25 protein-coding genes, 2 tRNA genes and 1 pseudogene are annotated in these 25,997 nt (G+C 64.8%); 7 read left to right on the plus strand and 21 right to left on the minus strand.

Annotated features, from left to right (window positions below):
• Nucleotides 1-304: 304 nt before the first annotated feature.
• From XcuCFBP2542_RS16600 to XcuCFBP2542_RS16660, 16 genes and pseudogenes are all read right to left on the minus strand, one after another.
• Nucleotides 305-558: pseudogene (locus XcuCFBP2542_RS16600) on the minus strand (hypothetical protein); the annotation flags it as partial.
• A gap of 407 nt (nucleotides 559-965) precedes the next feature.
• Entirely contained in the window at nucleotides 966-1,520 is a 555-nt protein-coding gene (locus XcuCFBP2542_RS19410) for a hypothetical protein (protein ID WP_146090349.1), read from the minus strand.
• Between the two features lies 1 nt (nucleotide 1,521).
• Nucleotides 1,522-1,962 carry a hypothetical protein gene (locus tag XcuCFBP2542_RS19415; RefSeq protein ID WP_146090350.1) on the minus strand — a complete coding sequence of 147 codons (441 nt, stop codon included), beginning with the start codon at nucleotides 1,960-1,962 and terminating at the stop codon, nucleotides 1,522-1,524.
• A gap of 160 nt (nucleotides 1,963-2,122) precedes the next feature.
• A complete protein-coding gene (locus tag XcuCFBP2542_RS19420; RefSeq protein WP_158251462.1) occupies nucleotides 2,123-2,404 on the minus strand; it encodes a hypothetical protein in 282 nt (93 codons plus the stop codon).
• A 237-nt stretch (nucleotides 2,405-2,641) separates the two neighbouring features.
• Nucleotides 2,642-2,716 (minus strand) — tRNA-Val (locus XcuCFBP2542_RS16605).
• A 169-nt stretch (nucleotides 2,717-2,885) separates the two neighbouring features.
• Entirely contained in the window at nucleotides 2,886-3,239 is a 354-nt protein-coding gene (locus XcuCFBP2542_RS16610; protein ID WP_003483889.1) for a PilZ domain-containing protein, read from the minus strand.
• Entirely contained in the window at nucleotides 3,236-4,195 is a 960-nt protein-coding gene (locus XcuCFBP2542_RS16615; protein ID WP_104605056.1) for a DNA polymerase III subunit delta', read from the minus strand. Before XcuCFBP2542_RS16615 ends, XcuCFBP2542_RS16610 begins: the two co-directional genes overlap by 4 nt.
• The gene (mltG, locus tag XcuCFBP2542_RS16620) at nucleotides 4,192-5,265 is read right to left on the minus strand and encodes an endolytic transglycosylase MltG (RefSeq protein WP_104605058.1); all 1,074 of its coding nucleotides are present in this window, start codon (nucleotides 5,263-5,265) and stop codon (nucleotides 4,192-4,194) included. Before mltG ends, XcuCFBP2542_RS16615 begins: the two co-directional genes overlap by 4 nt.
• A 60-nt stretch (nucleotides 5,266-5,325) precedes the next feature.
• Complete coding sequence (locus XcuCFBP2542_RS16625) at nucleotides 5,326-6,681, minus strand: aminodeoxychorismate synthase component I (RefSeq protein ID WP_104605060.1); 1,356 nt, start codon at nucleotides 6,679-6,681, stop codon at nucleotides 5,326-5,328.
• 206 nt (nucleotides 6,682-6,887) lie between these two features.
• A complete protein-coding gene (gene fabF / locus XcuCFBP2542_RS16630; protein WP_104605062.1) occupies nucleotides 6,888-8,123 on the minus strand; it encodes a beta-ketoacyl-ACP synthase II in 1,236 nt (411 codons plus the stop codon).
• Nucleotides 8,124-8,264: 141 nt separating this feature from the next.
• Nucleotides 8,265-8,504 carry an acyl carrier protein gene (gene acpP / locus XcuCFBP2542_RS16635; protein WP_002814322.1) on the minus strand — a complete coding sequence of 80 codons (240 nt, stop codon included), beginning with the start codon at nucleotides 8,502-8,504 and terminating at the stop codon, nucleotides 8,265-8,267.
• A 204-nt stretch (nucleotides 8,505-8,708) separates the two neighbouring features.
• On the minus strand, nucleotides 8,709-9,452 hold the full coding sequence (gene fabG / locus XcuCFBP2542_RS16640; protein WP_104605064.1) for a 3-oxoacyl-ACP reductase FabG: 744 nt from the start codon (nucleotides 9,450-9,452) through the stop codon (nucleotides 8,709-8,711).
• An 81-nt stretch (nucleotides 9,453-9,533) separates the two neighbouring features.
• Nucleotides 9,534-10,478: an ACP S-malonyltransferase gene (fabD, locus tag XcuCFBP2542_RS16645; protein ID WP_104605066.1), complete on the minus strand. Its 945-nt coding sequence runs from the start codon at nucleotides 10,476-10,478 to the stop codon at nucleotides 9,534-9,536.
• Between the two features lie 598 nt (nucleotides 10,479-11,076).
• The gene (locus XcuCFBP2542_RS16650; RefSeq protein ID WP_104605068.1) at nucleotides 11,077-12,054 is read right to left on the minus strand and encodes a beta-ketoacyl-ACP synthase III; all 978 of its coding nucleotides are present in this window, start codon (nucleotides 12,052-12,054) and stop codon (nucleotides 11,077-11,079) included.
• A 92-nt stretch (nucleotides 12,055-12,146) separates the two neighbouring features.
• Complete coding sequence (rpmF, locus tag XcuCFBP2542_RS16655) at nucleotides 12,147-12,338, minus strand: 50S ribosomal protein L32 (RefSeq protein WP_104605070.1); 192 nt, start codon at nucleotides 12,336-12,338, stop codon at nucleotides 12,147-12,149.
• Nucleotides 12,339-12,437: 99 nt separating this feature from the next.
• Complete coding sequence (locus tag XcuCFBP2542_RS16660) at nucleotides 12,438-12,947, minus strand: YceD family protein (RefSeq protein WP_104605072.1); 510 nt, start codon at nucleotides 12,945-12,947, stop codon at nucleotides 12,438-12,440.
• A 108-nt stretch (nucleotides 12,948-13,055) separates the two neighbouring features.
• On the opposite strand from XcuCFBP2542_RS16660, the gene XcuCFBP2542_RS16665 reads away from it, so the two are divergent.
• Nucleotides 13,056-13,640, plus strand: a complete 585-nt coding sequence (locus XcuCFBP2542_RS16665) for a Maf family protein (protein WP_104605074.1) — start codon at nucleotides 13,056-13,058, stop codon at nucleotides 13,638-13,640.
• 127 nt (nucleotides 13,641-13,767) lie between these two features.
• Here the strand turns inward: XcuCFBP2542_RS16665 and XcuCFBP2542_RS16670 are convergent, their stop codons facing one another.
• Nucleotides 13,768-15,609: a glycosyltransferase family 39 protein gene (locus XcuCFBP2542_RS16670; protein WP_104605076.1), complete on the minus strand. Its 1,842-nt coding sequence runs from the start codon at nucleotides 15,607-15,609 to the stop codon at nucleotides 13,768-13,770.
• Between the two features lie 38 nt (nucleotides 15,610-15,647).
• Between XcuCFBP2542_RS16670 and XcuCFBP2542_RS16675 the strand changes: the two genes are divergently transcribed.
• The 4 genes from XcuCFBP2542_RS16675 to XcuCFBP2542_RS16690 are packed head-to-tail and all read left to right on the plus strand — an operon-like array spanning nucleotide 15,648 to nucleotide 20,038.
• A complete protein-coding gene (locus XcuCFBP2542_RS16675; protein ID WP_104605078.1) occupies nucleotides 15,648-16,601 on the plus strand; it encodes an AAA family ATPase in 954 nt (317 codons plus the stop codon).
• 5 nt (nucleotides 16,602-16,606) lie between these two features.
• A complete protein-coding gene (locus XcuCFBP2542_RS16680; RefSeq protein ID WP_104605080.1) occupies nucleotides 16,607-17,563 on the plus strand; it encodes a DUF58 domain-containing protein in 957 nt (318 codons plus the stop codon).
• Nucleotides 17,556-19,508: a transglutaminase TgpA family protein gene (locus tag XcuCFBP2542_RS16685; protein WP_104605082.1), complete on the plus strand. Its 1,953-nt coding sequence runs from the start codon at nucleotides 17,556-17,558 to the stop codon at nucleotides 19,506-19,508. The genes XcuCFBP2542_RS16680 and XcuCFBP2542_RS16685 overlap by 8 nt, the downstream gene beginning before the upstream one ends.
• Nucleotides 19,505-20,038 (plus strand): Slp family lipoprotein, encoded by a 534-nt coding sequence (locus tag XcuCFBP2542_RS16690; RefSeq protein WP_104605084.1) that lies wholly within the window; start codon nucleotides 19,505-19,507, stop codon nucleotides 20,036-20,038. Before XcuCFBP2542_RS16685 ends, XcuCFBP2542_RS16690 begins: the two co-directional genes overlap by 4 nt.
• 140 nt (nucleotides 20,039-20,178) lie before the next feature.
• Here XcuCFBP2542_RS16690 and XcuCFBP2542_RS16695 read toward each other — a convergent pair whose 3' ends face one another.
• From XcuCFBP2542_RS16695 to dnaX, 4 genes are all read right to left on the minus strand, one after another.
• Entirely contained in the window at nucleotides 20,179-20,529 is a 351-nt protein-coding gene (locus XcuCFBP2542_RS16695; protein WP_104605086.1) for a histidine triad nucleotide-binding protein, read from the minus strand.
• Nucleotides 20,530-20,633: 104 nt separating this feature from the next.
• The gene (gene recR, locus XcuCFBP2542_RS16700) at nucleotides 20,634-21,227 is read right to left on the minus strand and encodes a recombination mediator RecR (protein WP_104605088.1); all 594 of its coding nucleotides are present in this window, start codon (nucleotides 21,225-21,227) and stop codon (nucleotides 20,634-20,636) included.
• A gap of 95 nt (nucleotides 21,228-21,322) precedes the next feature.
• Nucleotides 21,323-21,643, minus strand: coding sequence for a YbaB/EbfC family nucleoid-associated protein (locus tag XcuCFBP2542_RS16705; protein ID WP_104605090.1), 321 nt, complete (start codon nucleotides 21,641-21,643; stop codon nucleotides 21,323-21,325).
• Between the two features lie 6 nt (nucleotides 21,644-21,649).
• Nucleotides 21,650-23,674, minus strand: coding sequence for a DNA polymerase III subunit gamma/tau (gene dnaX, locus XcuCFBP2542_RS16710; RefSeq protein ID WP_104605092.1), 2,025 nt, complete (start codon nucleotides 23,672-23,674; stop codon nucleotides 21,650-21,652).
• 221 nt (nucleotides 23,675-23,895) lie between these two features.
• Between dnaX and XcuCFBP2542_RS16715 the strand changes: the two genes are divergently transcribed.
• Nucleotides 23,896-23,988, plus strand: a tRNA-Ser gene (locus XcuCFBP2542_RS16715).
• An 85-nt stretch (nucleotides 23,989-24,073) separates the two neighbouring features.
• Entirely contained in the window at nucleotides 24,074-25,582 is a 1,509-nt protein-coding gene (locus tag XcuCFBP2542_RS16720) for a DUF6538 domain-containing protein (protein WP_104605094.1), read from the plus strand.
• Nucleotides 25,583-25,997: the final 415 nt, after the last annotated feature.

Consider the following 25,997-nt stretch of genomic DNA (forward strand, 5'->3'; position numbering starts at 1 on the left):
CTGCCGACGACCTTGGATCGGGACATCGATCAATTGCTGCCGTTGCGCACGGAGTGAGGTTTCGGGGTAGGTGAGGTTGGCGGACGCTTACCCATGAGCGACGCGACCAGGCCATCCTGGCCGCATGAGCGGACGTGTACCGGGAGGCCGCCATGCGTCATCCAAGCCGCTGGCGCGGACGCGCCACGCGTAACTGGACGCCTGTCGGCGCGGTGTGGCTGAACCCGGATAACGACGATAGAAAAGCACCCGATGACATGAAGTTCGCAGCATGAAATAGCGGACAACTATGTTGACAATCACCGGTGCCATCGACGCTGGAAACCTGCAGCACGCCATGATTCAAGATCGCCGGATGATTCTTCGTCCGGACCCAACACCAAGCAGCTGCGGCACGGTATCGCGAATGATGAAACTCTCGCCATTGTGCTCGATGCTGAGCACGTTCTTCTCCGACGTCATATTGACCCACTTGCCAACGTACTGCTCGCCTACATCGCGGGCACAGCCGGCAAGCAACACCATCGCAACCAGAGTATTTCCAAGCAGCGCCTTCATCGCCACTCCTTCTTCAACACGGAAAGACTGCAGGATGGCGATTCGTTCCCACGCCTGCAATAAGCAGACACGACCGGATGAACACGACTGTCAGCGACTTGATGTCAACGCCGCTGTATCTGTTTCTTCCAAGCGTACAGCGTGGGGGCGCCGATGCCAGTGTGACGGCTCAGGTCAGCAACATTCTGATGTTATGGGGCATCACCCGCCAGACGATCTGGTCTTTGAGCTAGGGGCCGTAGCGGGCCATCGAGGTCTGCATCTGACGGTTCAGGGGAGCGGACAACTATCGTGACATGGAGGAATTCCCAACCTCCAGAGAAACCTTTATAAAGCCTTACCTATTCGCACGTTAAGAATCTCACCATCACTTATCTTAACGACCATCACGCCGAATTATTCAGAAATCAATCCTCTTGAGAGAATAATGCGAAGACTCTTTTTATAATCATCATTATAGTAAGTGAAACGTTTGCCCAAATAAATACATTGAGCCCATAAACAGTGCGCTCCCAAAGGCCAACGCTCTTGCTTTCACCACTCATCGAAAAAATAAGCAAAGTGCACAGAGAGACGATACAAAGCAAAATAGTAAAACTTATATTAGCAACAGTTTCGTTGATAACTTCACAACGCAACTCAAGCCTGCGTTGCTTTCCGTTATAATCAGGACCCGTTGATGCGCCAAGTCGACCCAAGCTCTCGCCTGCTTTGTTTTTTTGATCAAACATCAGGACTAAAAGATTTAATAACAACCCCAATAATATTGCCGAGGCATTTATCAACGAATTCAAAAGTCCGGATTCAAGTGGATACCCCCCAAGCCAAACTACTGTGGCAACAAAAGCCGGACATATGAAAAAAACTGCAATATCTATAAAACTTGGACGTTTTTCCTTGAAGTCCCTTAAAGTATATAAGTGAGCTACGATAATGCCGGCAACATTTATCTTTCCGCTCATGTCAATTTCCCGCATTCGCCTCATTAACAAGATCATCGAGGAGAGCCGTCGCAAATACTGCGATTGAGTTACGGGTAGGCATCCCGTCAACAAACTCAATCTCCGGCTCAGCTAAATAGAACTTCGCTTTCGGATTTTGGGATCCCTCAAGCGATATTGTTCTACTACGTCCATTGAATGTGACGTCTGCTTTAACATCTGTACAATTATCATCGGTTATCGCTACGAGCTGATTCCGCTTACGGCCTTTCGGCATGTAAGACTGAAGCAAGCCAAATCCGCCGTCACGCTTTAAAACCAAAGTTTTTTCAACCTTGTCATCAAACAGCTGATTCGCTATGTCCCCAGGATTTGGCACTTCATAATGCGAAATCCGAATTGAGCTAATCTCGGCATCTTTTAGGTAGGTCTTGAGAGCTAAGTTGGAGAAAAGCGGACTCATGTTAAAAGCGCAGCTGCCTAAGTGGTTGTTCAAATACAATCCAAGCTGATCAGCCAACCACGGCTTAACGCCATTATTTCCTATAGAGTGCAGTATCGCGTATCTCACTTTCGAACCAAGCGGCACTCGCATCTGCACGTAGTAGGGAGCGACGTCACTTTCACCAGATTGCTTCCGATGAGTTTTTTTTCTTGCTCTTCGAATCTATTATATCACCCGGAATACCAAACGTACCGCTACTAATGTAAAAACCAATGTCACGGCCAAGCTTATTTTTCCTAACGTCAAGAATACGAATTAGCCGATTGCTGCGATGAACTAAAAATGTATCGTATGCAGCGCTATGAACGTTGAGAAAGTTCTCAAGTACATCTACGAAATCATGTACCTTGCCTTTGACAGCAATGGCATCAAGTTGAGCCTGCTTGGCTTTACCCTTCACAGCCGGATTTCGGACTGTGAATTGAAATGCTGAAACTGAATGCGAAGTCATACGCCCCCTAAGTGCAACTCGCTCGCACCTAAGAGTGCGCAAAGGGAATCATGCCATCTATTCAGCCGCCAGACAGTAGGAAAACCCCTACGGGTTTCTGATCGCAGACAACTGCATCGATGCACTTAGGCCGCACTTACGAAAAAGCCGGCTCGAGGCCGGCTTCTTCGCAGCTACTGCTTGTACTGGTGGGCGGTACAGGGTTCGAACCTGTGACCCTTGCCGTGTGAAGGCAATGCTCTACCGCTGAGCTAACCGCCCGGTGACGCGAGCCGCACATTATAGGGCAGCGACGGCAATCGTCAACAGGTGCTTCCCTGAGCCTGTCACGCAGCGACATCGCGACTCAATTGCTTCGATCCCATCGCGGTGCAGCAGCTGGGTCGCGCACCTCGCGCACCGCCGCCCTACCGCGTCAGCCCCCCCAGTGTCACATGGTGTGCGTGGGCTTGTCCGAGGTGGTCAGGCCGGCCAGCAGGGTCTCGATCTTGTTGCGCACCGCCTCGCCTTCCGGGCCGTCCGGGAACTGCACGCCAATGCCGGCGGCGCGGTTGCCCTGCGCACCGGCGGGTGTGGTCCAGATGACCTTGCCGGCCACCGGCAGGCGCTCGCTGGAATCGGGCAGGGTCAGCAGCAGGAAGACCTCGTCACCCAGCATGTAGCGCTTGGGCGTCGGCACGAAGATGCCGCCACCTTTCACGAATGGCATGTACGCGCTGTAGAGCGCCGGCTTGTCCTTCAACGCCAGCGACAAAATGCCTTGGCGTGCATTCATTGCACTCATCGAGTTCCCCTAGAACGTGCCTGGCGCGTTCCTTCGCGCCAGGCCAGCAGCAGTTCCGTCACTGCCAGGTCGGCGCGGACGGTGGTGCGCAGCAAATCACGGGTGCGATTGGCGGCGTCGAACCAGGTCGCCAGCTTGTGCAACCGCGATGAATCGGTCAAGCCGGCCGATGCCTGTGCCAACGCCAGGTCGGCCGCATGGCGCAGACGCTGATCGGCCTGGCCGTCGTTGGTCCAGCGATGCGCGACATCCACCGCGCCGGCGCGGCCACTGGCGATCTGCTCCAGGTCCTGTGCCACGGCGCGGCGCACCGCCAGGCCGTCCTCACGCAACCACTGCGCAGCCAACCCGGGATGGCCGCGTGCGGCCTCCAGCGCGTCCTGCGCGGCGCGCATCTCAACCCCTTGGGCAAGCAACCACTGCAGTGCCTCGTGCGCAGGCGGCAGCTTGAATTCCAGCCGCTGGCAGCGGCTGCGGATGGTCGCCGGCAGGCGTGCCGGCTGCGCGCTGATTAACCAGAGGTAGCGGCCGGGCGAGGGCTCTTCCAGGGTCTTGAGCAAGGCATTGCAGGCGGCGCGGTTGATGGCATCGGCCGGGTCGACGATCACCACCTGGGCAATGCCGTACTGCGGCGTCAACGACAGCTTCTGCGAAATCTCGCGCACCTGCTCGATGATGATCTCGGTGCGCAGCTTGTCGCCGGCGCGGTTGGGAATGAAGGAGATCAGCTGCAGGTCCGGATGGGTGCCGGCGGCGATCAACTGGCGCGTCCGCTGCGCCAGTGCCGGGTCGGGCGAGCTGGCCAGCACGTGCTCGGCCAGCGCCAGTGCGACTGCGCGCTTGCCCAGGCCTTCGGGGCCGCAGATCAGCAGCCCGTGCCCGAGCCGACCAGCGTCCAGTGCAGCCACGGTCTGGTCGAAGGCGCGCTGCTGCCAGGGCGAAAACGCGGCGGTCATGGTGTGGGTTCCTTCTGCGGCAGCGTCGGCTCGCGGCGACGTTGCAGGTAGCGCGCCACTGCGGCGTTGTGCTCAGCCAACGTGGCCGAGAAGGCGTGGGCACCGGTGCCATCGCCCACGGCCACGAAGTACAGCGCATCGCCGGGCGCTGGGCGCACCGCCGCCAGCAGCGCCTCGCGGCCGGGCATGGCGATCGGTGTCGGCGTCAGGCCGGTGCGCGTATAGGTGTTGTACGGCGTGTCGGTGGTGAGGTCGCGGCGGCGGATATTGCCGTCGTAGCTGCTGCCGATGCCATAGATCACGGTGGGGTCGGTCTGCAGCTTCATGCCCAGCTGCAGGCGACGCAGGAACACCCCTGCGATCAGCGGCCGCTCGCTGCCCAGCGCGGTTTCCTTTTCGATGATGGAGGCCAGGATCAGTGCCTGCTCCGGCGATGCCAGCGGCAGGTCGGCTGCGCGCTGCGCCCAGGCCTGTGCCAGCGCCTTGTCCATCGCCGCATGCGCGCGCTTGAGCACATCCAGATCGCTATCGCCGCGCTGGTAGAGATAGGTTTCCGGCAGGAAGCGCCCTTCCGGGTGCTGGTGGGCAACGCCGAGCCGCGCCATCAGCGCCGCATCGTCCAGGCCGCCGATGGAGTGCTGCAACGGCGTGGCGGTGGCCAGCGCGGCGCGCAGCTGGCGGAAATTCCAGCCCTCCACAATCGTGAAGCGGTATTGGATCACCCGTCCCTGGCGCATGCGCGTCAGCAACTCGCGCGGCGACAGCGCCGGTGCCAGTGCGTATTCGCCTACCTTGAGCTTGCCGGCCGCATCCACCTGCCGCGCCAGCAGCTGCCATTCCAGATCCACGCCCTGGGTAATGCCGGCCGCGCGCAGCTTGCGCAGGGTGGCCTTGAGCGAATCACCAGGTGCCACCACCACGCTGGGCACGGTGGCCTTGGCCGGCGTGTCGGCGAACTGCAGGTAGTGCCGCCATGCCACCAGTGCGGCAATCGCCACTAGCGCCGCAAGCAGCACTGCCGTGCCCAGCACGGCCAGACATCCGCGTTTGCCAGTCACCGCCACACCCACCTCGTCATTGCCCCACCGCCGCGCAGGATACCGCGCGGCGGTGATGCCCCGTTGAAGCGCTCATGCCGGATCCAGCGCGCGCAGCACGCCGCGCGCCTTGGCGCGGGTTTCGTCCAGCTCGCGCTGCGGGTCCGAATCCACCACGATGCCGGCCCCGGTACGGAACCGCACCTGGTTGCCGGCCACCTCGGCGGTACGGATCAGGATGTTCAGGTCCATGTCGCCATCGCGGTTGAGCCAGCCGAACGCGCCGGTGTAGGCGCCGCGCGGGGTCTGTTCGAGCTCGGCGATGATCTGCATGCAGCGCACCTTCGGGCAGCCGGTGATGGTGCCGCCGGGGAACACCGCCGCGATCACCTCGCCCGGGGTGACGCCGGCACGCAGGCGGCCGCGCACGTTGCTGACGATGTGATGCACGTGCGCATAGCTTTCCACCGCCATCAGCTCGTCCACCTCCACCGAGCCCGGCGCGCAGATGCGGCCGAGGTCGTTGCGCTCCAGGTCGATCAGCATGACGTGCTCGGCCCGTTCCTTCGGATGCCCCACCAGTTCGCGGATGCGCGCGGCATCGTCGTCGCCGGCAAAGCGCGCGCGGGTGCCGGCGATCGGGCGCGTCTGCACTGCATCGCCCTGCACCGACACCAGGCGTTCGGGCGAGGAACTGGCCACCGCCCGTCCGGCTGCGGCGAATACCCCGGCAAACGGCGCGGGGTTGGCCGCGCGCAGCCGCGCATGCAGCGCCGCCGGGTCGACCGCGTCGGCGAAGGTAGCCCGCCAGGCGCGCGAGATATTGGCCTGGAACACATCGCCGGCCCGCAGGTAATCCAGCACCCGCTGCACCGCGTCGGTAAACCGCTCGGGCGCATCTTCGTCGACGGCCACCGGTCCGACCCAGGCCGGTAGCGGTGGCAGCGCCGCGCAGGCGGCGATGTCTTCGACGATGCGGATCAGCAGATCCTCCCGGCCCGGTTCGGCGAGCGCGATGCAGTAGCCCTGCACACGATCGCGCAACACCGCCGCCGGCGCGCGCAGCGCCAGTGCCGCGGGCAGGCCATCGGTGCGCGTGGGCAACTGCAGGATCGGCTCGACCTGGGCGGCCAGTTCGTAATCCAGCAGCACCGCCCAACCGCCGCGAAATGGCCATGGGCTGTGCGCGTCATGTGGCACGCGCTCGGCCTGCCAGGCGGCGTCCAGCGCGGCCAGGAAACTGCCTTTCAGTACCCTGCCCTCGCCATCGCGGGTGCGGCCATCGGCATCCAGGCGCAGGCTGGCGCCCTCGGCCAGCAACAGCACGTCCCAGCGCCCATGCTCGGTGCCGGAGGCGGTCGATTCCAGCAGCGCCGGATAGCGCTGCGGCGCCAGCCGGTGTAGCGCCAGCAGATCGATGTCCGCGTGCAGTGATCTGGTAAGCGTCATCGGTCCGGCATGGCGTGGGTGCGGAAATTCATGGCGCTGCCGAAACTGCAGCGCGCACGGGAGTGAATCGGGAATGGATCAACCATCGATCAGGAAACGACGGATCAACCACAGATCGAACGATAACCGGGCGGCGGCGCGAGTGCCGCGCACCACCGTCGCCCAGGCGCACGCGACGCGGTGTGCAGAGCCAACGGCGCGCCGACTCAGATGCGCTTGAACACCAGCGTGCCGTTGGTGCCGCCAAAACCGAAGCCGTTGGACATCACCGCATCCAACGTGACCTCGCGCGCCACGTTCGGCACGTAATCCAGGTCGCAGCCTTCGCTGGGCTCGTCCAGGTTGATGGTTGGCGGAATGATGCCGGTGTGCAGCGCCATCACCGAGAAAATCGCCTCCACCCCACCGGCCGCGCCGAGCAGGTGGCCGGTCATCGACTTGGTCGAGCTGACCATGGTCTTGTAGGCGTGGTCGCCGAGCGCGCGCTTCATCGCCATCGTTTCGGCCAGATCGCCCAGCGGCGTGGAGGTGCCGTGTGCATTGAGATAGCCAATCTGCTCGGGGTTGAGCTTGGCATCGCGCATCGCCGCGACCATGCTGCGCGCCGCACCTTCGCCGTCTTCGCTCGGCGCGGTCATGTGGAAGGCGTCGGAGCTGGCACCGAAACCGACCAGTTCGGCATAGATGCGCGCGCCACGCGCCTTGGCGTGTTCGTATTCTTCCAGCACCAGCACGCCGGCACCGTCACCCAGCACGAAACCGTCGCGCTGCTTGTCCCACGGGCGCGAGGCGGCGGCGGGATCGTCGTTGCGGGTGGACATGGCCTTCATGGCGCAGAAGCCACCGACCGAACTCGGCGAGGAGCCGCGCTCGGCGCCGCCGGCCAGCATCACGTCGGCATCGCCGTACTGGATCATGCGCATCGCCGTGCCGATCGAGTGATTGGAGGTGGCGCAGGCCGATACCGCCGAGAACGTCGGGCCCTTCAGGCCCTTTATCAGGCTCACCTGGCCCGGCAGCATGTTGATGATGGTGCTGGGCACGTAGAACGGCGAAATCTTGCGCGCGCCGCCCTCATTGAATTTGATGGTTTGCTCTTCGATACCGAGCAGCCCGCCGATGCCGGAGCCGAGGATGGCACCGATGCGTTCGGCATTGCTTTCGTTGATGTCCAGGCCGGAATCGTCCAGCGCCATGAATGAGGCGCCGACACCGTAGTGGATGAACGAATCCATCTTCTTGACGTCCTTGGCGGACACAAAAAGTGTGGGGTCGAAATTCTTGATCTCGCCCGCGATCCTGGTGGTGAACTGCGAAGCATCGATCTGCGTGATCGGGCCGATGCCGGAGCGCCCGTGGATGATTCCATCCCAGCTGCTGGCCAGATCATTGCCCAACGGCGACACCATGCCCATGCCGGTAACGACAACTCGACGACTCATTGCAGATCTCCTCACCACGGAACGGACGGTGCTTGCGGTTTGCGGGTGACGCTTGAAAAACACAGGGCCGCATCAGCGGCCCCATGGAATGTCTGACGCAGCAGCGGCATGACGCACGCCGCCGCAGCCAGGAACAACGCATCAGCTCTTGACGTGAGCCTTGACGTAGTCGATCGCCTGCTGGACCGAGGTGATCTTCTCGGCCTCTTCGTCCGGGATCTCGCACTCGAACTCTTCTTCCAGCGCCATCACCAGCTCGACGGTGTCCAGCGAGTCGGCACCCAGATCATCGACGAACGATGCACTGGTGGTGACTTCCTCTTCCTTGACGCCGAGTTGTTCGACGACGATTTTCTTGACGCGTTCTTCGATGGTGCTCATTGGGGATATCGCTCCAGATGGAGTAGTGGTGGTTCGAGTTTCAGGACCCCCGCACATGGATGTGCGGTGCTCCTGTGAGGGACTCACAAAACGCCATCGCCGCTGCGATGGCCGCGTTGGATAGTGTAGTGGAAGCGCCCGGGCCTTGCATTGCAACACAATTCCCGGCCGATCAACCACTTGACGCCTCCCGGCGGCGCACGCTCACGGCATGTACATGCCGCCGTTGACGTGCAGGGTCTCACCGGTGATGTAGCGGGCGGTCGGGCCCGCCAGGAAGGCGACCGCATTGGCGATGTCTTCCGGCGCGCCCAGGTGGCCCAGCGCAATCTGCTGGAGCAGCGCGGCCTTGGCCTCTTCCGGCAGGGCGCGGGTCATGTCGGTATCGATGAAACCGGGCGCCACCACGTTCACGGTGACCCCGCGCGAGCCGATCTCCTTGGCCAGCGACTTGGAGAACGCGATGATGCCGGCCTTGGCCGCCGCGTAGTTGGTCTGGCCCGGATTGCCGGTCACGCCAACCACCGAGGCAATATTGATGATGCGGCCCTTGCGCGCCTTCATCATGCCGCGCATCACCGCCTTGGAGGTACGGAACACACTGGTCAGATTGGTATCGATGATGGACTGCCAGTCGTCGTCCTTCATGCGCATCAACAGATTGTCGCGGGTGATGCCGGCGTTGTTGACCAGGATCGAGATGGCGCCGAATTGCTTGCCGATCGCATCGATCAGTCCATCGACCGCGGCAGCATCGGTGACGTTGAGCTCGCGGCCGTGGCCGCCGCTGGCGGTCAGGCGCTCGCCGATGGCCGCCGCGCCGGATGCCGAGGTGGCGGTGCCGATGACGGTGGCGCCCTGGGCGGCCAGGGTGTCGGCTATGGCCGCACCGATACCGCGGCTGGCGCCGGTGACGAGGGCGATTTCGCCCTGCAGAGGCTGGTTCATGACTACTGTTCCTCGAAGGGGGACGTCGCGATCATTGCCGCGAACGTCGAGGGGGCCTGCATACGGAGTACGTGTACTGGATCAGTGGGTCCACGCATCGAGCGCACCGGCGTAATCGGCCGGTGTGGCCAGCGCACGCGCGTCCAGGCGCTTGTCGATGCGCTTGATGAGCCCGCTCAGCACCTTGCCAGGGCCGCATTCGGCGACACGGGTGATGCCGCGGGCGGCCAGCGCCTGCACGCAGCCAGTCCATTGCACCGGCAGGTACAACTGCTCCACCAGGGCCTGGCGGATCGCCTCGCTGCCCTCGTGCACGCGCGCATCGACGTTCTGCACCACCGGAATCTGCGGTGCCTGCCAGCTCAGCCCGGCCATCGCTTCGCCCAGCTGATTGGCCGCATCGCGCATCAGCGGGGTATGCGAAGGCACGCTCACCGCCAGCTTGACCGTCTTGCGCACGCCGCGCTCGGCCAGCAACGCCAGCGCGCGGTCCACCGCTGCGGCATCGCCACCGATCACAATCTGGCCGGGCGAATTGAAGTTGGCCGGCACCACCACCTGGCTGCCGGACGCCTCGACACAGACCTCCTGCACCACCGCATCCTCGGCACCCAGTACCGCCGCCATCGCGCCGACACCGGCCGGCGCGGCCGCCTGCATGAACTGGCCACGCAGTCGCACCAGGTGTGCGCCGTCATGCAGCGACAGGGCGCCGGAGGCGACCAGCGCGGTGTATTCGCCCAGGCTGTGCCCTGCCAGCAGCGCCGGGCGCTGCCCGCGCTGCGCGTTCCACAGCCGCCACACCGCCACGCCCGCAGCCAGCAGCGCCGGCTGGGTGTACTCGGTACGATTGAGCAGCTCTTCGGGGCCGCCCTGCGACAGTGCCCATAGATCAACCCCGGCGCCATCGGAGGCCTCGACGAAGGTCTCGCGGATCTGCGGGTGCAGCTCGGCCAGTTCGGCCAGCATGCCCAAGGACTGCGAGCCCTGGCCGGGAAAGACGAAGGCGAGAGTGGATTCGGTCACGCGCGGCTGCCAGCAAAAATCGAGCCGGGATGATACGTGCGAAATCGCTCTGGCGTCTGTACTGCCGCGTATGCAGCAACGCGGGCGCGAAGCCGGCCATGCCGATCCACCCATCTGCGCTGGCAAGCCGGTCGCCACTGTATCCAGACGCGCACGACCGGCAGTCAACCCGTCCACCGGGCACACGACGTTCTGGTGGCCAACCAGCAGGCATGCCTGCTACAGCATGCCGCGTAGCCTGCCGAAGCCCATGATGGCAATACTGCAGCTGACCAGCTACAGCTTTGCGGCCCCACGCCATCTCGCAACGCCAGGGCGAGCGCTCTGCATCAGCGAACATGGCACAGGCTGGAAGTCGGTGCGCACCACGGCGGGTGGGCAGCGGCTCGCACACGCACTGTCCACGCGCCCTGCAGGCAAGCCACTGCCCGCAGGCGGCCACCGTGCCCGCGCCACAACAGGCGCATGAGCGCTGCACTGATGAGTTGGAAATGCGCGCGCAACCTGGACCAGGCCACATGGTGAGCGATGGCATCTGCGCAACCGCAGCGCGGCGCGCCACAAGCACGCGACGGCCAGCCACTCAGCAAGCGGGGACTCAGTAGCGCAGCAGCGCAGAGCCCCAGGTGAATCCGCCGCCGAACGCTTCGAGCAGCAGCAGTTGGCCGCGCTGCACGCGGCCCGAGCGCACGGCCTCGTCGAGCGCCAGCGGCACCGACGCCGACGAGGTATTGCCGTGGCGATCCACGGTGACCACTACCTGCTCCATCGGCAACTCCAGCCGCTTGGCGGTGGCCTCGATGATGCGCAGGTTGGCCTGATGCGGGATCAGCCAGTCCAGGTCGTGCTTGTCCAGGCCATTGGCGGCCAGGGTCTCATCGACCACCGAATCCAGCGCCTTGACCGCATACTTGAACACGTCGTTGCCCTTCATCAGCAACGCGCCACCGCCGTTCTTGCCCTCGCGGAAACCCACCGAAACGCCGACCGGATCCCACAGCAGTTCCTTCTTGCTGCCATCGGCATGCAGGTGGGTGCTGAGGATGCCGGTGTCTTCGTCGGCCTTGAGGATCACCGCGCCAGCACCATCGCCGAACAGCACGCAGGTGGTGCGGTCGGTCCAGTCGACGATACGGGTCAGGGTTTCTGCGCCAACCACCAGGACGGTCTTGGCGTCGCCGCTACGCACGAACTTGTCGGCCACGCTAAGCGCGTAGACAAAGCCCGAACAGGCCGCGTTGACGTCCATCGCACCACAGCCGACATTGCCTAGCCGCGCCTGCAGCAGGCAGGCCGTGGACGGGAAGATCAGGTCGGGGGTGGTGGTGCCGATGACGATCAGATCAATCTCGTCGGCCGTCACACCGGCCGCTTCCATCGCCTTCAGCGAGGCGAAATACGCCAGGTCGCTGGTGGTCTGGTCGTCGGCAACGATGTGCCGCTCACGAATACCAGTGCGCGAGAAGATCCATTCATCGCTGGTGTCGACGATCTTCGACATGTCGTCGTTGGTCAACACCTTTTCGGGCAAATAGCTACCCGTGCCCGCGATTCTGGAATAGATCCGCTTGCTCATACTGTTTCCTGGTGCAAGAGCCACAGTGACCGGCGGCTCCGGAAGAATCGAGGACCGCCCGGCCGCGCACAAGACGCGGCGGGCGCCACGGATCAATCTTCTTGAACGGCCGACTTGGTCGCAATCACCTTCTTGCCACGGTAGTAACCGTCGGCGGTGATGTGGTGGCGCAGATGGATCTCGCCGCTGGTCGGGTCGGTCGACAGCTGCTTGGCGGTCAGGGCGTCGTGCGAACGACGCTGGCCGCGACGGGACGGGGTGACACGGGATTTCTGCACAGCCATGGGATTGCTCCAACTTTAGTTCGATAACTTTGATCTGTTGAGTCGAACCGCACGCTCTACGCCCGCGTCGACCTGTCTTTCCGCCCTTAACAGCGGCGGTTACTGTTTTTTCAACGCTGCCAGCGCCGCGAACGGGCTGGCCTTGTCCTGCTCTTCCCGGGTCGGAACCCACTCAGCCTCGACGGCTTCGCTTCCGGGCGCCACCGGCACCACCGGCACCGACAACACCAACTCGTCCTCCACCAGATCCAGCGCCCGCAGCATGCCGTCTTCCGGCACCAGCAAGGCTTCGTAATCGGGCGGCAATGCAGCCTCTTCGTCCTCGTCGCGAATCAGGCCAAGACGCTGACTGATCCGCACCGGATACAGGAATCGTTGCAGGCTGCGCTGGCACGCCAGCGGCAGCTCGACATCGATGCTGAGTTCGACATAGGCGACCTTGAGCAGAGCGTCCTGGTCGAACTCAAGCGAGTAGACGCACTCGCCTTCGGTATCGACCAGGCTGTCTTGCAGGCGGGTCATCGCGGACAACCGGATGCGGCCATCGAAGCGCCTGCGCGCTGCGACCATCCGCCAAGCATCCAACATTTCGGGCACGTTCGCGGACATAAGCCGCAGAATGTTAAGCACCCGCCGCAGCCCTGTCAAATGCACCCATTCACAGATGCTGCAACCCGTGCGGGCTGGCAGACTCTCCTGCCACCTCGCGCAACGCCCATGATGCCACGCCTGATCCTTGCCTCCACCTCCGTCTACCGGCGCGACCTGCTTGGCCGCCTGCAACTGGAATTCAGCACCGCCCGCCCGGAGGTCGACGAGCGAGCCCGGCCAGGCGAACTGCCGGCCGCCCTGGCCACCCGCCTGGCCGCCGAAAAGGCCACCGCCGTGGCAGCCGGCGCCCCCGACGCCCCCGACGCCTGGGTGATCGGCGCAGACCAGGTTGCCGACCTGGATGGCGAGGCCCTGGGCAAACCGGGCACCCTCGCCGGGGCGCAGGCGCAACTGGGCGCCATGTCCGGGCGCGTGGTGCGCTTCCATACGGCCGTCAGCCTGGTCGGCCCGCAAGGCAGATGGCATGCCCTGGATCTCACTGAGGTACAGCTGCGCCCGCTGACGCCTGACGACATCGCGCGCTACCTGGCCACCGAGCCGGCACTGGATTGTGCGGGCAGCTTCAAGTGTGAAGGCCTGGGCATCAGCCTGTTCGACGCCATCCGCAGCACCGACCCCACCGCACTGGTCGGCCTGCCGCTGATCGCGCTGGCGCGGCTGTTGCGGCAGGCGGGCTTCGTGCTTCCTTGAAATCCGATCCGGCCGTGGCGATGGCCCACCCTCGCGATGACTGATGCTTGCCAGCTTGTGCGCCACTGCCTGCGCCCACAGCGCGGTGACCACTGCGCACGGCACAAGCTATCGGTCATTGTGGAATTTAGGGTGCGGAAACGGTGACGGGTTGTTCCCACCAGTCCTCGACGCTGCCGTCGCGGCCGTGCAGGCGCAGTCCCAACCAGTGCGTGCCGGGGGGCAACGCCCGCGTGTCGAGCGTGGCGGAAAAACCGACGTTCGGATGCTGCGGGTCGGTGGAAAGTTTCCAGTACGGGCGCACCTCCAGCGCACTGCCGTACGCGGCGCTGGCCACCGGGCGGCCGTCGAGCAGCAGCTCCACATCTGCCAACCCGACTCCATCCTTGAAGGCCCAGCCGCGCACCTGCACCTGGCCTGCGACATTGGCATCCGGCAGCGGCGTATCGATCCAGGCCATCGCCGGGGCCACGCATGGCCCGGGCGCGCGCTGCGCTGGCAATGCGAACAGCAAAAACCGCTGATAGCCATGATCGGTGGAAACCACGGTCGGCGGTGGCAACGGCCCGACCATGTCGCAGATGGCGTGATAACGCGCGAGCAGATCGCGGTAGCGCTGATCGCTGGGCGACAGCACCAGCAATCGCGGTCCGTCACGCGTGCCGTCGCTGAGCAGGCCCCACTGCTGCAGCTGCGCGCTGCGCCCGTGCTTGTCGTTCAAATCGGCAGGCAGCACCTGGATCTGCGCATTGCGCAACTGAAACCCGAGCTCGGCGCCGACCTTGAAATTCTCCGCCAGTACGCGCGTGTCCGGCGGCATCTGCGCCAGCTGACGCCTGACCGCGCGCGCCAGATCGTTCCAGCCGGCAAAATTGCGTGGGTAGTATTTTTCGCCAGCCGCATGCGCGCGAATGGAGGGTACCGACACCGCCAGGTAATACCCATACGCGGCCAGCATGCCGAGCAGCGCCAGCAGCCAGGCGGCACGCCGCAGTGCGTGCGGCCAGCGCATCAGGATCATCGGCACCGGCACCAGCAGCGCGAGATAGCCCGGCAGCGGCCAATGGAAGCTGATGCGTTCGGCATCGCTGAAGAAGCCGAGCACGAAGATCGCCACGGTCGAGATGCCGCCCAGCAGGCCAAAATAGCGCCATTGCGCGCGCGCACCCCCACCAGTGCGTGTGCCAGCCAGGCCCACCTTGAACATCGCCCATGCCAACAGCGGCGTTACCGCCACTGCCTGGATCAACAGGAACCATAGACCGCCAATCTGGAACCGCCACGGATGTCGGTCGACCAGCTGAAAGCGCAGCCCGGCCTCGTCGTGGTCGGTGTTCCAGAACAACAACGGCAACCAGCTCACTGCGCCCACCGTCAGCGCCATCCAGATACGCGGGTCGCGCAGCACCGCGCGCCCCTGCGGAATGCACACCAGCGCGATGCAGCCCACGCCGATCACGCCAACGAAGCGGTAGTGGCTGAGCGCACCGATTACCAGGCCAATGGCGAGCTCCAGCGCACTGGTGGCATCGACCTCGCGCAACAGCCGCGCGCCGGCATCCATGCAGAGCACCGCTGCCAAGGCCATCGGCACATCCGGCACCGCCAGGATGCCCAGCGTGGCCGACAGCGGCATCAGCAGAGTCAGGCTGCCCGCCTGCCAACCCAGGGTGGAGCCGAACCAGCGCGTGGCGATGTGCGCGATCAACCACGGCAGCAACGCGGCGATGGCCAGAAACGGCAGCCGCAGCGCCAGCAGGTGATGCCCACCGAGCTCGACCACCAGCCGCGCCAGCCAGGCGGTCATGCCCGGTAGATCCGAATACGCCGCGGCCAGATGCTGGCCTTCCTGCCAGTAGAACGCCTCGTCCACGAACAACGGCAACCGTGCGGCGATCAACAGCTTGACGGCAGTGGCCAGTGTCCACAGGATCACGAAGGTGCGATGTGCGCGTTGGTCTCCCTGCATTGCCCTGTGCACTCTTCTTTTTTACCTACGGAATTGTGATGTCGACACCGCTGCGTTCCACGGAAATGCTAACCGATGCGCTGCGTCAATCGCTGCGGCGCGCGCAAGACCAGGTCAATTCGCTGCTGCTGGGCAAGGCGCAGGAAGTGCGGCTGGCGTTCGTGGCACTGCTGTCCGGGGGACATCTATTGATCGAGGACCTGCCCGGCCTGGGCAAGACCACCCTGGCCCACGCCCTGGCCTCCAGCCTGGGGCTGGGTTTCCAGCGCGTGCAGTTCACCTCGGACCTGTTGCCGGCCGATGTGCTGGGCGTGTCGGTCTACGATGCCGCCTCGCGCCAGTTCCAGTTCCATCCCGGCCCGGTATTCACCAACGTGCTGCTGGCCGATGAAATCAATCGCGCCCCGCCGCGCACGCAGAGTTCCTTGCTGGAAGCGATGGCCGAACAGCAGGTCACCCTCGATGGCGTCACGCATGCCTTGCCCGAGCCGTTCTTCGTGATCGCCACGCAGAACCCGGTGGACCTGTCGGGCACGTTTCCCCTGCCCGACTCGCAGCTGGACCGCTTCCTGCTGCGGCTGAGCCTGGGCTACCCCAGCGCCGATGCCGAACGCGCGCTGCTGTCGGGGACCGACCGGCGCGAATTGATCGCCCAGGCCGCACCGCAGCTCAGCGATACCGACGTGGTGGCATTGCGCGCGGCGGTCGGTCAGATCCACACCAGCGATGCGTTGATCGCCTATGTGCAGGCGCTGCTGCTGCGCAGCCGCCAGCATGCAGGGGTGCGGGTGGGGCTGTCACCGCGTGCCGGCATCGCGCTGCTGCGTGCCGCCAAGGCCTACGCGCTGCTGCTGGGGCGCGAGCATGTGCTGCCGGAGGATGTACAGGCACTATTCGTGGCCGTGGCCGGGCACCGGCTGGTGCCGGAAGCCGAATCCTCGTCCGGACCGGCGTTGGCCAAGGCGCTGCTGCACAGCGTGCCGGTGGACTGATACCGGTGCGTGCGTCATTGCACGGCATTGGCCGCCGCCTCAGCCTGCTGGCCCGTCCGCGGGGCGCGGAGGCCTTGCCGATCGTGCTGGATCGGCGGCGGATCTATGTGCTGCCGACCCGCTTCGGGCTGTTCGTCACCGCCTTGCTACTGACGATGTTGCTGGGCGCGTTGAACTACAACAACAACCCGGCATTGCTGCTGGCGCTGCTGCTGGCCACCGCCGGGATTGCCAGCAGCATCATGGCGCACCTGCAGTTGTCGGCGCTGCGCGTGGAGGCAGTCTCGGCCGAACCGGTGATCGCCGGCGATGCGCTGCGCATGCGGGTCTCGCTGGCCCGCCGCGACACCCGCATGCGACGTGGCCTGCGCCTGGATCACCTGGACAGCAGCGGCTTCTGTTCGCTGCTCGATCACGACAACGCCGAGGTCGACCTGCTGCTGCCCACCATCCGGCGCGGCTGGCAGGACATCGAACGCATCCGGCTGTCCAGCACCCAGCCGCTGGGACTGGTGCGTGCATGGTCCTGGGTGTGGCCGGAAACGCCGCTGCTGGCCTACCCCCGGCCCGAGGATCACGGCCCCAGCCTGCCGGACGGCGCCGGCGCGCCCAACCAGACCCGGCTGCACGCCCAGGGCGAGGAACTGCACCAGCTGCGCCCGTACCGCGCCGGCGATGCCCCACGTATGATCTCCTGGAAGCATTCGGCCCGCCGCGACACCCTGCTGGTGCGCGAGTACGAACAGCCGCTCGGCATCGAGGTGACGCTCGACTGGCGCACCTTGCACGCACTGCCCTACGAACGCCGCATCGCGCGGCTGGCACGCTGGGTCAGCCTGGCCGAACGCGACGGGCGCCGCTATCGCCTGTTGCTGCCCGGCCAGCCGCCGCTGGGGCCTGCGCAAGGGCCTTCGCACCATCATCTGTGTCTGCGTGCCCTGGCACTGCTTCCCCATGATTGAGCCGGCCCTTCCCATTGCGCAGGCCAGCCGTGGCTGGGTACTGGCCACCAGTTGGCTGGCGCTGGCACCGCTGCTACTGCAGTTGCCTGGCCTGCTCGCCGCCACCATCGCCGTGACTGCTTTGCTGGTCGGCGTGCTGAGCTGGCGCGGCACGCTGATGGCACCGGTGCGGTTGCTGCTGGTGGTGGCGATGCTGGCAGCGGTGTACTGGCAGATCGGCATGCGCTTCGGCCGCGATACCGGCTGCGCCGTATTGGCCGCGATGCTGGCGATCAAGGCCTCCGAACTGCGCAGCTTGCGCGATGCACGCAGTCTGCTGGGCTTCGCATTGTTCGCCCCGTTTGCGGCGTTCCTGCTCGACCAGGGGCCGGCGACGATGGCCCTGGCACTGCTGGCCGTGCTCAGCGCCCTGCTCAGCATGCAGCGGCTGGCCGACGAAGAGCACCACACCGCCACCCCCACCCTGCGCCTGCAGTTGCGCGGCATCGGCAGACTGGTGGCGATCGGGGTGCCGCTGGCACTGGCCACGTTCTGGCTGCTGCCGCGCCTGAGCTCGCCGCTGTGGGGCGTGCCCGAGCGTGCGTTGGCGCGGCCCGGCTTGTCGGACAATATGTCGCCGGGCGAGTGGATCGACCTGATGGCCGACGACAACCCGGCGCTGCGCGTGCAGTTCACCGGCAAGGCACCGCCGCCGGAGCAACGCTACTGGCGCGGGCCAGTGATGTGGGACTTCGATGGCCGTTCCTGGCAGCGCGCGCGCTGGACCGGTCGCGGCCAACCGGCATCGGTCACGCCCGGCCCGCAGACCTATCGCTATCGCCTGGATTACGAGCCCACCGATCGTCGCCAGCTGGTCTCGCTGGATCTCCCTACCCAAGGCGTTGCCAATGCCGATCTCTCGCCTGACTACGAATTATTTGCGCAGCGGCCGCTGATCGCTCTTACCCGCTGGGATCTGGAGTCGGCACCGCCGGCACGCTTCGACACCGATCTGCCCGCACAGTTGCGCAAACGTGCGCTCGCGCTGCCGCCCGGCTTCAATCCACGCACGCTCACCCTGGCCCGGCAATGGCGCGCCGAGGCTGGCGGCAACGACGAGGCCATCATGCAACGGGCGCTGCAGTGGATCACCCGCGAATTCGCCTACACGCTGGACACGCCACTGCTGGGCCGCAACAGCGTCGACGAATTCCTGTTCCAGCAGAAGGCCGGCTTCTGCGAACACTTCAGCTCGGCGTTCGTGGTGCTGATGCGCGCCGCTGGCATCCCCGCGCGCGTGGTGACCGGCTACGCCGGAGGCACCTACAACACCTTTGGCAACTATTGGGTGGTGCGGCGCATGGATGCGCATGCCTGGACCGAGGTGTGGCTGGCAGGCCGTGGCTGGGTGCGCGTGGACCCCACTGCCGCGGTGGCACCGGAGCGCATCTACGACACGCTGGAAGATCGTCTGCAGACCGGTGGTGGTAACGACTTCGGCCAGCTCGGCGCCTGGGCCAGCCTCGGCCAGGTCAGCGACTGGCTGCGCCGCGGCTGGAACGATCTGGTGCTGTCCTTCAATGCCGACCGCCAGCAACGGCTATTGCAACCGTTCGGCATCGAACGCCTGGACCCGACCCAGCTGGCTACCATCTTCGGCGTGTTCGCCATCGGCGCCCTGGCCTGGATGGGTTGGCTGCTGGCACGCGGCGAACGCGAGCGCGACCCGTTGCTGCGCGCCTGGCATCGATTGAGCCGCCGCTATGCCAAGCTGGGGCTGGCCCGCGAGCCGCACGAGCCGGCCATCGCCTGGGCGCAGCGTGTGGCCCGCACGCACCCGGGCACGCCGCTGCTGGCACTCAGCCAACGTTTCGCTGCCGCGCGCTACGCTGGCGCCAGTTTGGACAGCGCCACGCTTCTGAACGACCTGCAGCAGCATCGCCCGCGAATCGGAGCTTCCTCATGAGTACCCGTTTTCTTGTTCCCCTTATCGCAGTGCTCGGGCTCGCTGCCTGCGCCACCGCACCCAAGCCGCTGCAGGGCCAGTTCCCCACGGTCAGCCCGAGCGACTCTGCCGCCAGCGCGCAACTGGGCACCTCGGTGCGCTGGGGCGGCAAGATCATCCAGACCAAGCCCAGCCAGGGCCAGACCTGCTTCGAACTGATCTCGCGCCCGCTCAACGCCAGCGGCCGCCCGGACCGCAACGCGGTGGACGCCAGCGACGGGCGTTTCCTCGCATGCCGCGCGGGCTTCTACGATCCGGCGGTGTTCGAACCCGGCCGCGAGGTCACCTTCATCGGCAAGATCGAAGGCTTCGAGACCACCAAGATCGGTGAGTACGACTACCGGCTGCCCAAGGTGGCGGCCGACGTGGTCTACCTCTGGCCGGAAGTCCGCGACGTGGACGTGATTCCGGCCTACCCGTACGGCCCGTGGGGCGACCCATGGGGTCCGCGCTGGGGTGGCGGCTGGGGTTGGGGCCGCGGCTGGTGGTGATCCAGCGCTGAGTCAGCGTAGCCTGCAAAACGCCGCTCTCTCGGGAGCGGCGTTTTTGTTTGTGCGTAATCCGCAGGCAGATGAACAACCGTCGGTGTGATTCGCGTGCAGGATGCGTAGCCGGCACCGAAACACCCGGATCAGGGCGTGCCGAATCGCCCCAACGGCGCGCCGGCCAGCAGATGCAGATGGATGTGGAACACCGTCTGCCCGGCATGCTCGCGGCAATTCATCACGATGCGGTAGCCGTCCTGCGCCAGACCCTGCTGGCGAGCGTACGTGGCAGCGGCGAGCGCCAGCTTGCCGACCAGCAACGCCTGCTCCGGCGGCACATCGTCCAGGGTGGGAATCGCCTGCTGCTTGGGGATGAACAGCACATGCACCGGCGCCTGCGGTGCGATGTCTTCGAAGCCCAGCACCTCGTCGTCTTCATAAACGATGGTGGCGGGAATTTCGCGGCGAATGATCTTGCCGAAGATGGTGTCGGTCATGGCGGGAATCGGGAATCGGGATTGGGGAATCGCAAGAGCTTACAGCCCTTGGCTCCTGACGTTGCTTCTCCGATTCCCCATTCCCGACTCCCGATTCCCAGCACTCAAAGCACCTCACTGCGCGTGCCGAACGCATGCGACAGGGTGCCGCGGTCCACGTATTCCAGCTCGCCGCCCAGCGGCATGCCCTGAGCGAGCCGGCTGGGGCGCACGCCGTGCTGGCGGGCCAGCTGTGCCAGGTAATGCGCGGTCGCCTCGCCTTCCACGGTGGCATTGGTGGCGATGATCATTTCGGTGACCTCGCCGGCGGCCAGGCGCTCGCCGAGCCGGTCCAGCCCCAGTTCGCGCGGGCCGATGCCGTCCAGCGGCGACAACCGTCCCTGCAGGATGAAGTACAGGCCGCGATAGCCGGTGGCGTGTTCGATCGCCAGCCGATCGGCCGGCGATTCCACCACGCACAATTGCTGCCGATCACGGCTGCTGCTGGCGCAGATCGTGCAGATGTCCGACTCGGTGAAATCCCGGCACTGCACGCAGTGGCCGACCTTTTCCACCGCATTGGCCAGCGCCGCAGCCAGGCGACGCCCACCCTCGCGCTCGCGCTCGAGTACGTGGTAGGCCATGCGCTGCGCCGATTTCTGGCCCACGCCCGGCAACACCCGGAAGGCCTCGATCAGTTGTTCGAGTAGGGAGGACATTCGGGTTGGGAATCGAGAATCGGGAGTTGGGAATCGCAACAGCAAAGCCATCTCGCTCTACGATTCCCCATTCCCCACTCCCGATTCCCCGCCTCTCAGAACGGCAACTTCATGCCAGGCGGCAGCTGCATGCCGGCCGTGGCCGAACCCATGCGGTCCTTGGATTCGGCATCGATCTTGTTGGAGGCGTCGTTGAAGGCGGCGGCAATCAGGTCTTCGGCCATCTCCTGGTCGGAGAGGATGCTCGGGTCGATGCGCACCTTGCGGCATTCCTTGGCGCCGGTCAGCGTCACGCTGACCATGCCGCCGCCGGCTGTGCCGGTGACTTCCAGCTTGGCCAGTTCTTCCTGGGCGCGCTGCAGGCTCTCCTGCATCTTCTGCGCCTGCTGCATCAGTTGGGCAATATTTCCACGCATGGGTCGTTACTCGTCGTAAGGGCGGATGGAATCGGGAACCACCCGCGCGCCCTGCTGCTGGATCAGCCGCTGCACATTCGGGTCGTTCATGAAAGCGTCTTCGGCGGCGCTCTGGCGCTCGCCTTTTTGCCGGTTGGCGCGCTCGTGCAAGGTCTCGACGTCGGCACTGCCGGTCTCGATGACGATGCGCGGCGTGTTGCCCATCACCGGTGCCAGCGCTTGCGCCAGATTGGCGATGGAGCGCTCGGACGTGAGGTATTCAAAGCCCGGCGCCAGCGCCAGCCGCAGCACCCCGTCGCGGTGACCGATAAAGGCCGCGTTGGCCGCGAGCTGCCGCGACGGGCCGTTCAGGCCACTGCGGGTGACCAGCTCCAGCCACTGCTCGGCGTCGGCGATGTGGCCGTCGCCGAGCAGCGACGCCGAATCTGACGCTGTTGATGCCATGGCGAAACCCGGCGGCGGTGCCAGCGGCACTTCCACCGCATCGGGCACGACTGCAGGTGCAGGCGCTGCGGCCTCAACGGGGGGCGCCATGACCGCTTCCGGCGCGACCACCACCGAGGCTGGAGTGATCGCCGGGGCGGTGGGCGAGGCGGGTTCGGACGCAGATGCGGCTATCGATGCCGGCGCGGGCGCTGCAGGCGTCCTGACCGGCGCGTCGTCCACCGCCCAGGGCGGGGTATCGTCGGTGCGCGCCGGCGCCGGCGCTGCGCCGGCAGCCGCTGCCGAGGGCGCCAGCGAAACCACCGGCGCCACCGCAACAGCAGCCGGCAGTGCAGCAGCAGGCGCATTTTGCGCCAATGCCTCTTCCGTGGACTGCGCCGGCGTCGACACCATCGCAGGCGCAGAGACGGCAGCGGCGGACGCAGCAGCCTGCGTGCCGGCATTGACGGTGCGGCTGCCGCCAGCAACAGCGCCACGGCCATCGTCGCTGCTGCCAGCCGGCACCGTTGCCGCCGGCCGGAAGGCCAGCATGCGCAGCACCGCCATTTCGAACCCGGCGCGCGGGCTGGGCGCCAGATACAGATCGCGGCGCCCGTTGAGCGCCATCTGGTACCACAGCTGCACCACTTCCGGGCGCAGCTGGGCGGCAAACGGAGTCGGGTCGATACCGTCGCCGACAAATGCCACCGACGGCACCAGCTGTTGCACCTGCACGCGGTGCAGGGCCTCGGCCAGCGCTTCCAGCACGCCACTCCAGTCCGGCGAGAATTCAGCCAGCGCGGCCACCACCTTGAGCAACTGCGCGCCATCGCCATCGGCCAGCGATTGCAGCATGGCGCCGACCTGGGTGCGATCCACCGTGCCGAGCATCGTGCGCACCACATCCTCGCGCAGCGCACCGCCGGCGTAGGCGATCGCCTGGTCCAGCAGCGACAGGCCATCGCGGAGCGAGCCGTCGGCCGCCTTGGACAGTTGCACGATCGCCGACGGGTCCGATTCGATCTGCTCGGCGGCCAGGATGCGGGTCATCTGGCCCTGGATCTGGTCTTCGTCCAGCCGCTTGAGATTGAACTGCAGGCAACGCGACAGCACCGTCACCGGCAACTTCTGCGGGTCGGTGGTGGCCAGCAGGAACTTCACATGCTCGGGTGGCTCTTCCAGCGTCTTCAACAACGCGTTGAAGGCCGCCTTGGACAGCATGTGCACTTCGTCGATCAGGTAGACCTTGAACTTGCCGCGCGAGGGCATGTACTGCGCGTTCTCGATCACCTCGCGCACGTCGTCCACACCGGTGTTGGATGCGGCGTCGATCTCCAGCAGGTCGATGTAGCGGCCGGCATCGATGTCCAGGCAGGCCGGGCAGGTGCCGCACGGGTCGGCGCTGGTGCCGGTCTCGCAGTTCAGCGACTTGGCGAAGATGCGCGCAATGGTGGTCTTGCCCACCCCGCGGGTGCCGGTGAACAGAAACGCATGGTGCACGCGCCCACTGTCGAGCGCATTGCTGAGCGCGCGGACCACATGTTCCTGGCCCACCAGCTCGGCAAAACGCTTCGGGCGCCACTTGCGGGCGAGAACGAGATAGGACATCGGGCAACCAGCTTCTTCTGAGCCGATATTGTGCCACGCCGCGTCAAGCCGATCGTTCAGCGGGTGTCACCCCCGCTCGCCTTCACGCAGCTGACCGCCCCGCCCTGCCGGCCCCTCCATGGCGCGGATGCGGTCTGGCGCATGCACGCTTGTCCTTGTTAACCGCGCGTGTGACGGCTAGAATCCCGCTCCTGCCTTCGACCTGGTCGTCCGGCAGGTACGGAGAGGTGTCCGAGTGGTTGAAGGAGCACGCCTGGAAAGTGTGTAAGCGTCTAAACCGCGCTTCGGGGGTTCGAATCCCCCTCTCTCCGCCAGAATACGCAAACCCCTGAGAAATCAGGGGTTTTTTGTTAGCGTAAAAACTGGCTGCAGCTGCGCAAGTCGGAACACACGACACTTATGCGCATTCCTCATCATCTCGTTCGAGCTCCCTCCGGACTCTGGTCATTTCGGCAGCGTGTGCCGGTCGATTTGCAGCCCATCGTGGGTCGGCAAACCTTCAAACGCACCCTGCACACTTACGACATGCGCGAGGCGAGATTGCGCGCGCTGACGATGGCCGCCCGCTATGCTCAGGTCTTCACTGTGTTGAAGGAACGACGCATGCAAAGCCAAGACGACGACCTGGACGCGCTCCTCGCGCGCCTGACCGGCACCGAACGCCCACAGGAGTTGACGCTGAATCGGACGCGCTCGGCGGATGGGTCGATCACCGAGCAATGGCAGATCGACAGCCCAGAGGACGTCACGCTCTACCAGCAACTCATGGCGCTCACGGCCCCGCAGCCCAGCGCCTTGGGAGAGCTGATTCATCAGCACGTGCCGCCCCTCCCGACGCCAAGGCGGGTGACCAAGCCCGCCCTCGAATCAATCACGCTCGGCAAGGCCCGAGACGCCTGGCTGAACAGCCTCAAGGGCAGCACCCTGCCCAAGACCTGGACTATCAAGCGGACCGCCGTCGAACTGCTGACCCGCTTCCTGGGCGAGAAGACCAAGCTGCACACGGTCACCCGCTCGGACCTGGCCCGGTGGTATCAGGACATGCGAGACAAAGGTGCCTCCACACCTACCCTGACCAACAAGCAGTCCTACATCGGTGGCAAGGGCGGGTTCTTCGAGTGGGCCCAAGCCTCCGGCCACTACCCCCGTGGCGACAATCCTGCGTCCGGGCATGTGAGCTACTCCACCAGGGAAAAGCGGGCCAGGCGGAAGTTCGGCTTCAAGGCCTACGACGCCCACCAGGTCCAGGCCTTGTTTGAGCCGGCCGCCTTCGAAGCCCTGCCCCTGGCAGCCCGGTGGGCCTCCCTCCTTGGGCTGTATACCGGCGCACGCGCTTCGGAGGTGGGCCAACTGCTGACGGCCGATGTAGTGGAAAACGGCGGCATCCCTTGCATCCAGATTTCGGACGAAGGCGAGCATCAGAAGGTAAAGACGGACGTAAGCTTGAGGACGGTGCCGGTCCACCCCGACCTGCTGGCCCTGGGCTTCCTGACCTGGGTCGAGCAGGCGCGGGCCGAGGGTCAGGAACGCTTGTTCCCGGCGGCCAAGGCCGATGCCAAGAACGGCCAAGGCAACTGGATCTCCAAAGCGTTTAGCCGGCACTTGACCGAAGTGGGCAAGAACTGGCCCACGGCCAAGCGCGGCTTTCACTCGCTGCGCAAAACCCTGATCCAAGAGTTGCAGGGCGCGGGCGTGGTGTCCGAGCTCCGGGCTCAGTTGGTCGGCCACGAGTTGGACGACGAGCACCACGTCACCTACAGCCGAGCTTTTACTGCCCAGGAGAAGCTGGACGGACTCCGGGGCGTGTCGCCTGGTCTAGCCGTGCTTGCTTATGGGCTAAATCTCTCAGCCCTTCGCGCTCTCATGGCCCCAGAGTCCTCCTCCTCAAAGCAACGAAAGGCCGGTTGATGAGCACTGCTTGGCACAAGGCACGTGTGGTCATTCTTTTGGACTGCGATATCGTCAACCCGAAGATCGAAGCGCCTAACCTTCTTATGGCCGGGCAGATCGGCCGTATTGTTGTATAAACTCAGGCCAACTTAGGGACTACCCGAGCTGGCTTCGGGTTCGCAGGACTAAACCGATGGACCGGGACACGACGTTTAAAGATCACCATCTATGGGAGTTGCAGCGCCGCGATGCCCTGCACAATAGCCTTTCACTTCCCGTGGGTGTCCTCACCATTGTCACTAGCGCTGCGTTAGCGATGGCAAGGTCGGTTGGGACTGAGGCCGGTGGATTCACTCACGAAGTGCAAGGGTATCGTAGTTGAAAAAGACCTCGGCTGGAGTGAGATAGCTCAATCGTTTTCTGGGTCGGTTGT

The sequence above is a fragment of the Xanthomonas cucurbitae genome (assembly GCF_002939885.1).
Lineage (GTDB): Bacteria > Pseudomonadota > Gammaproteobacteria > Xanthomonadales > Xanthomonadaceae > Xanthomonas > Xanthomonas cucurbitae.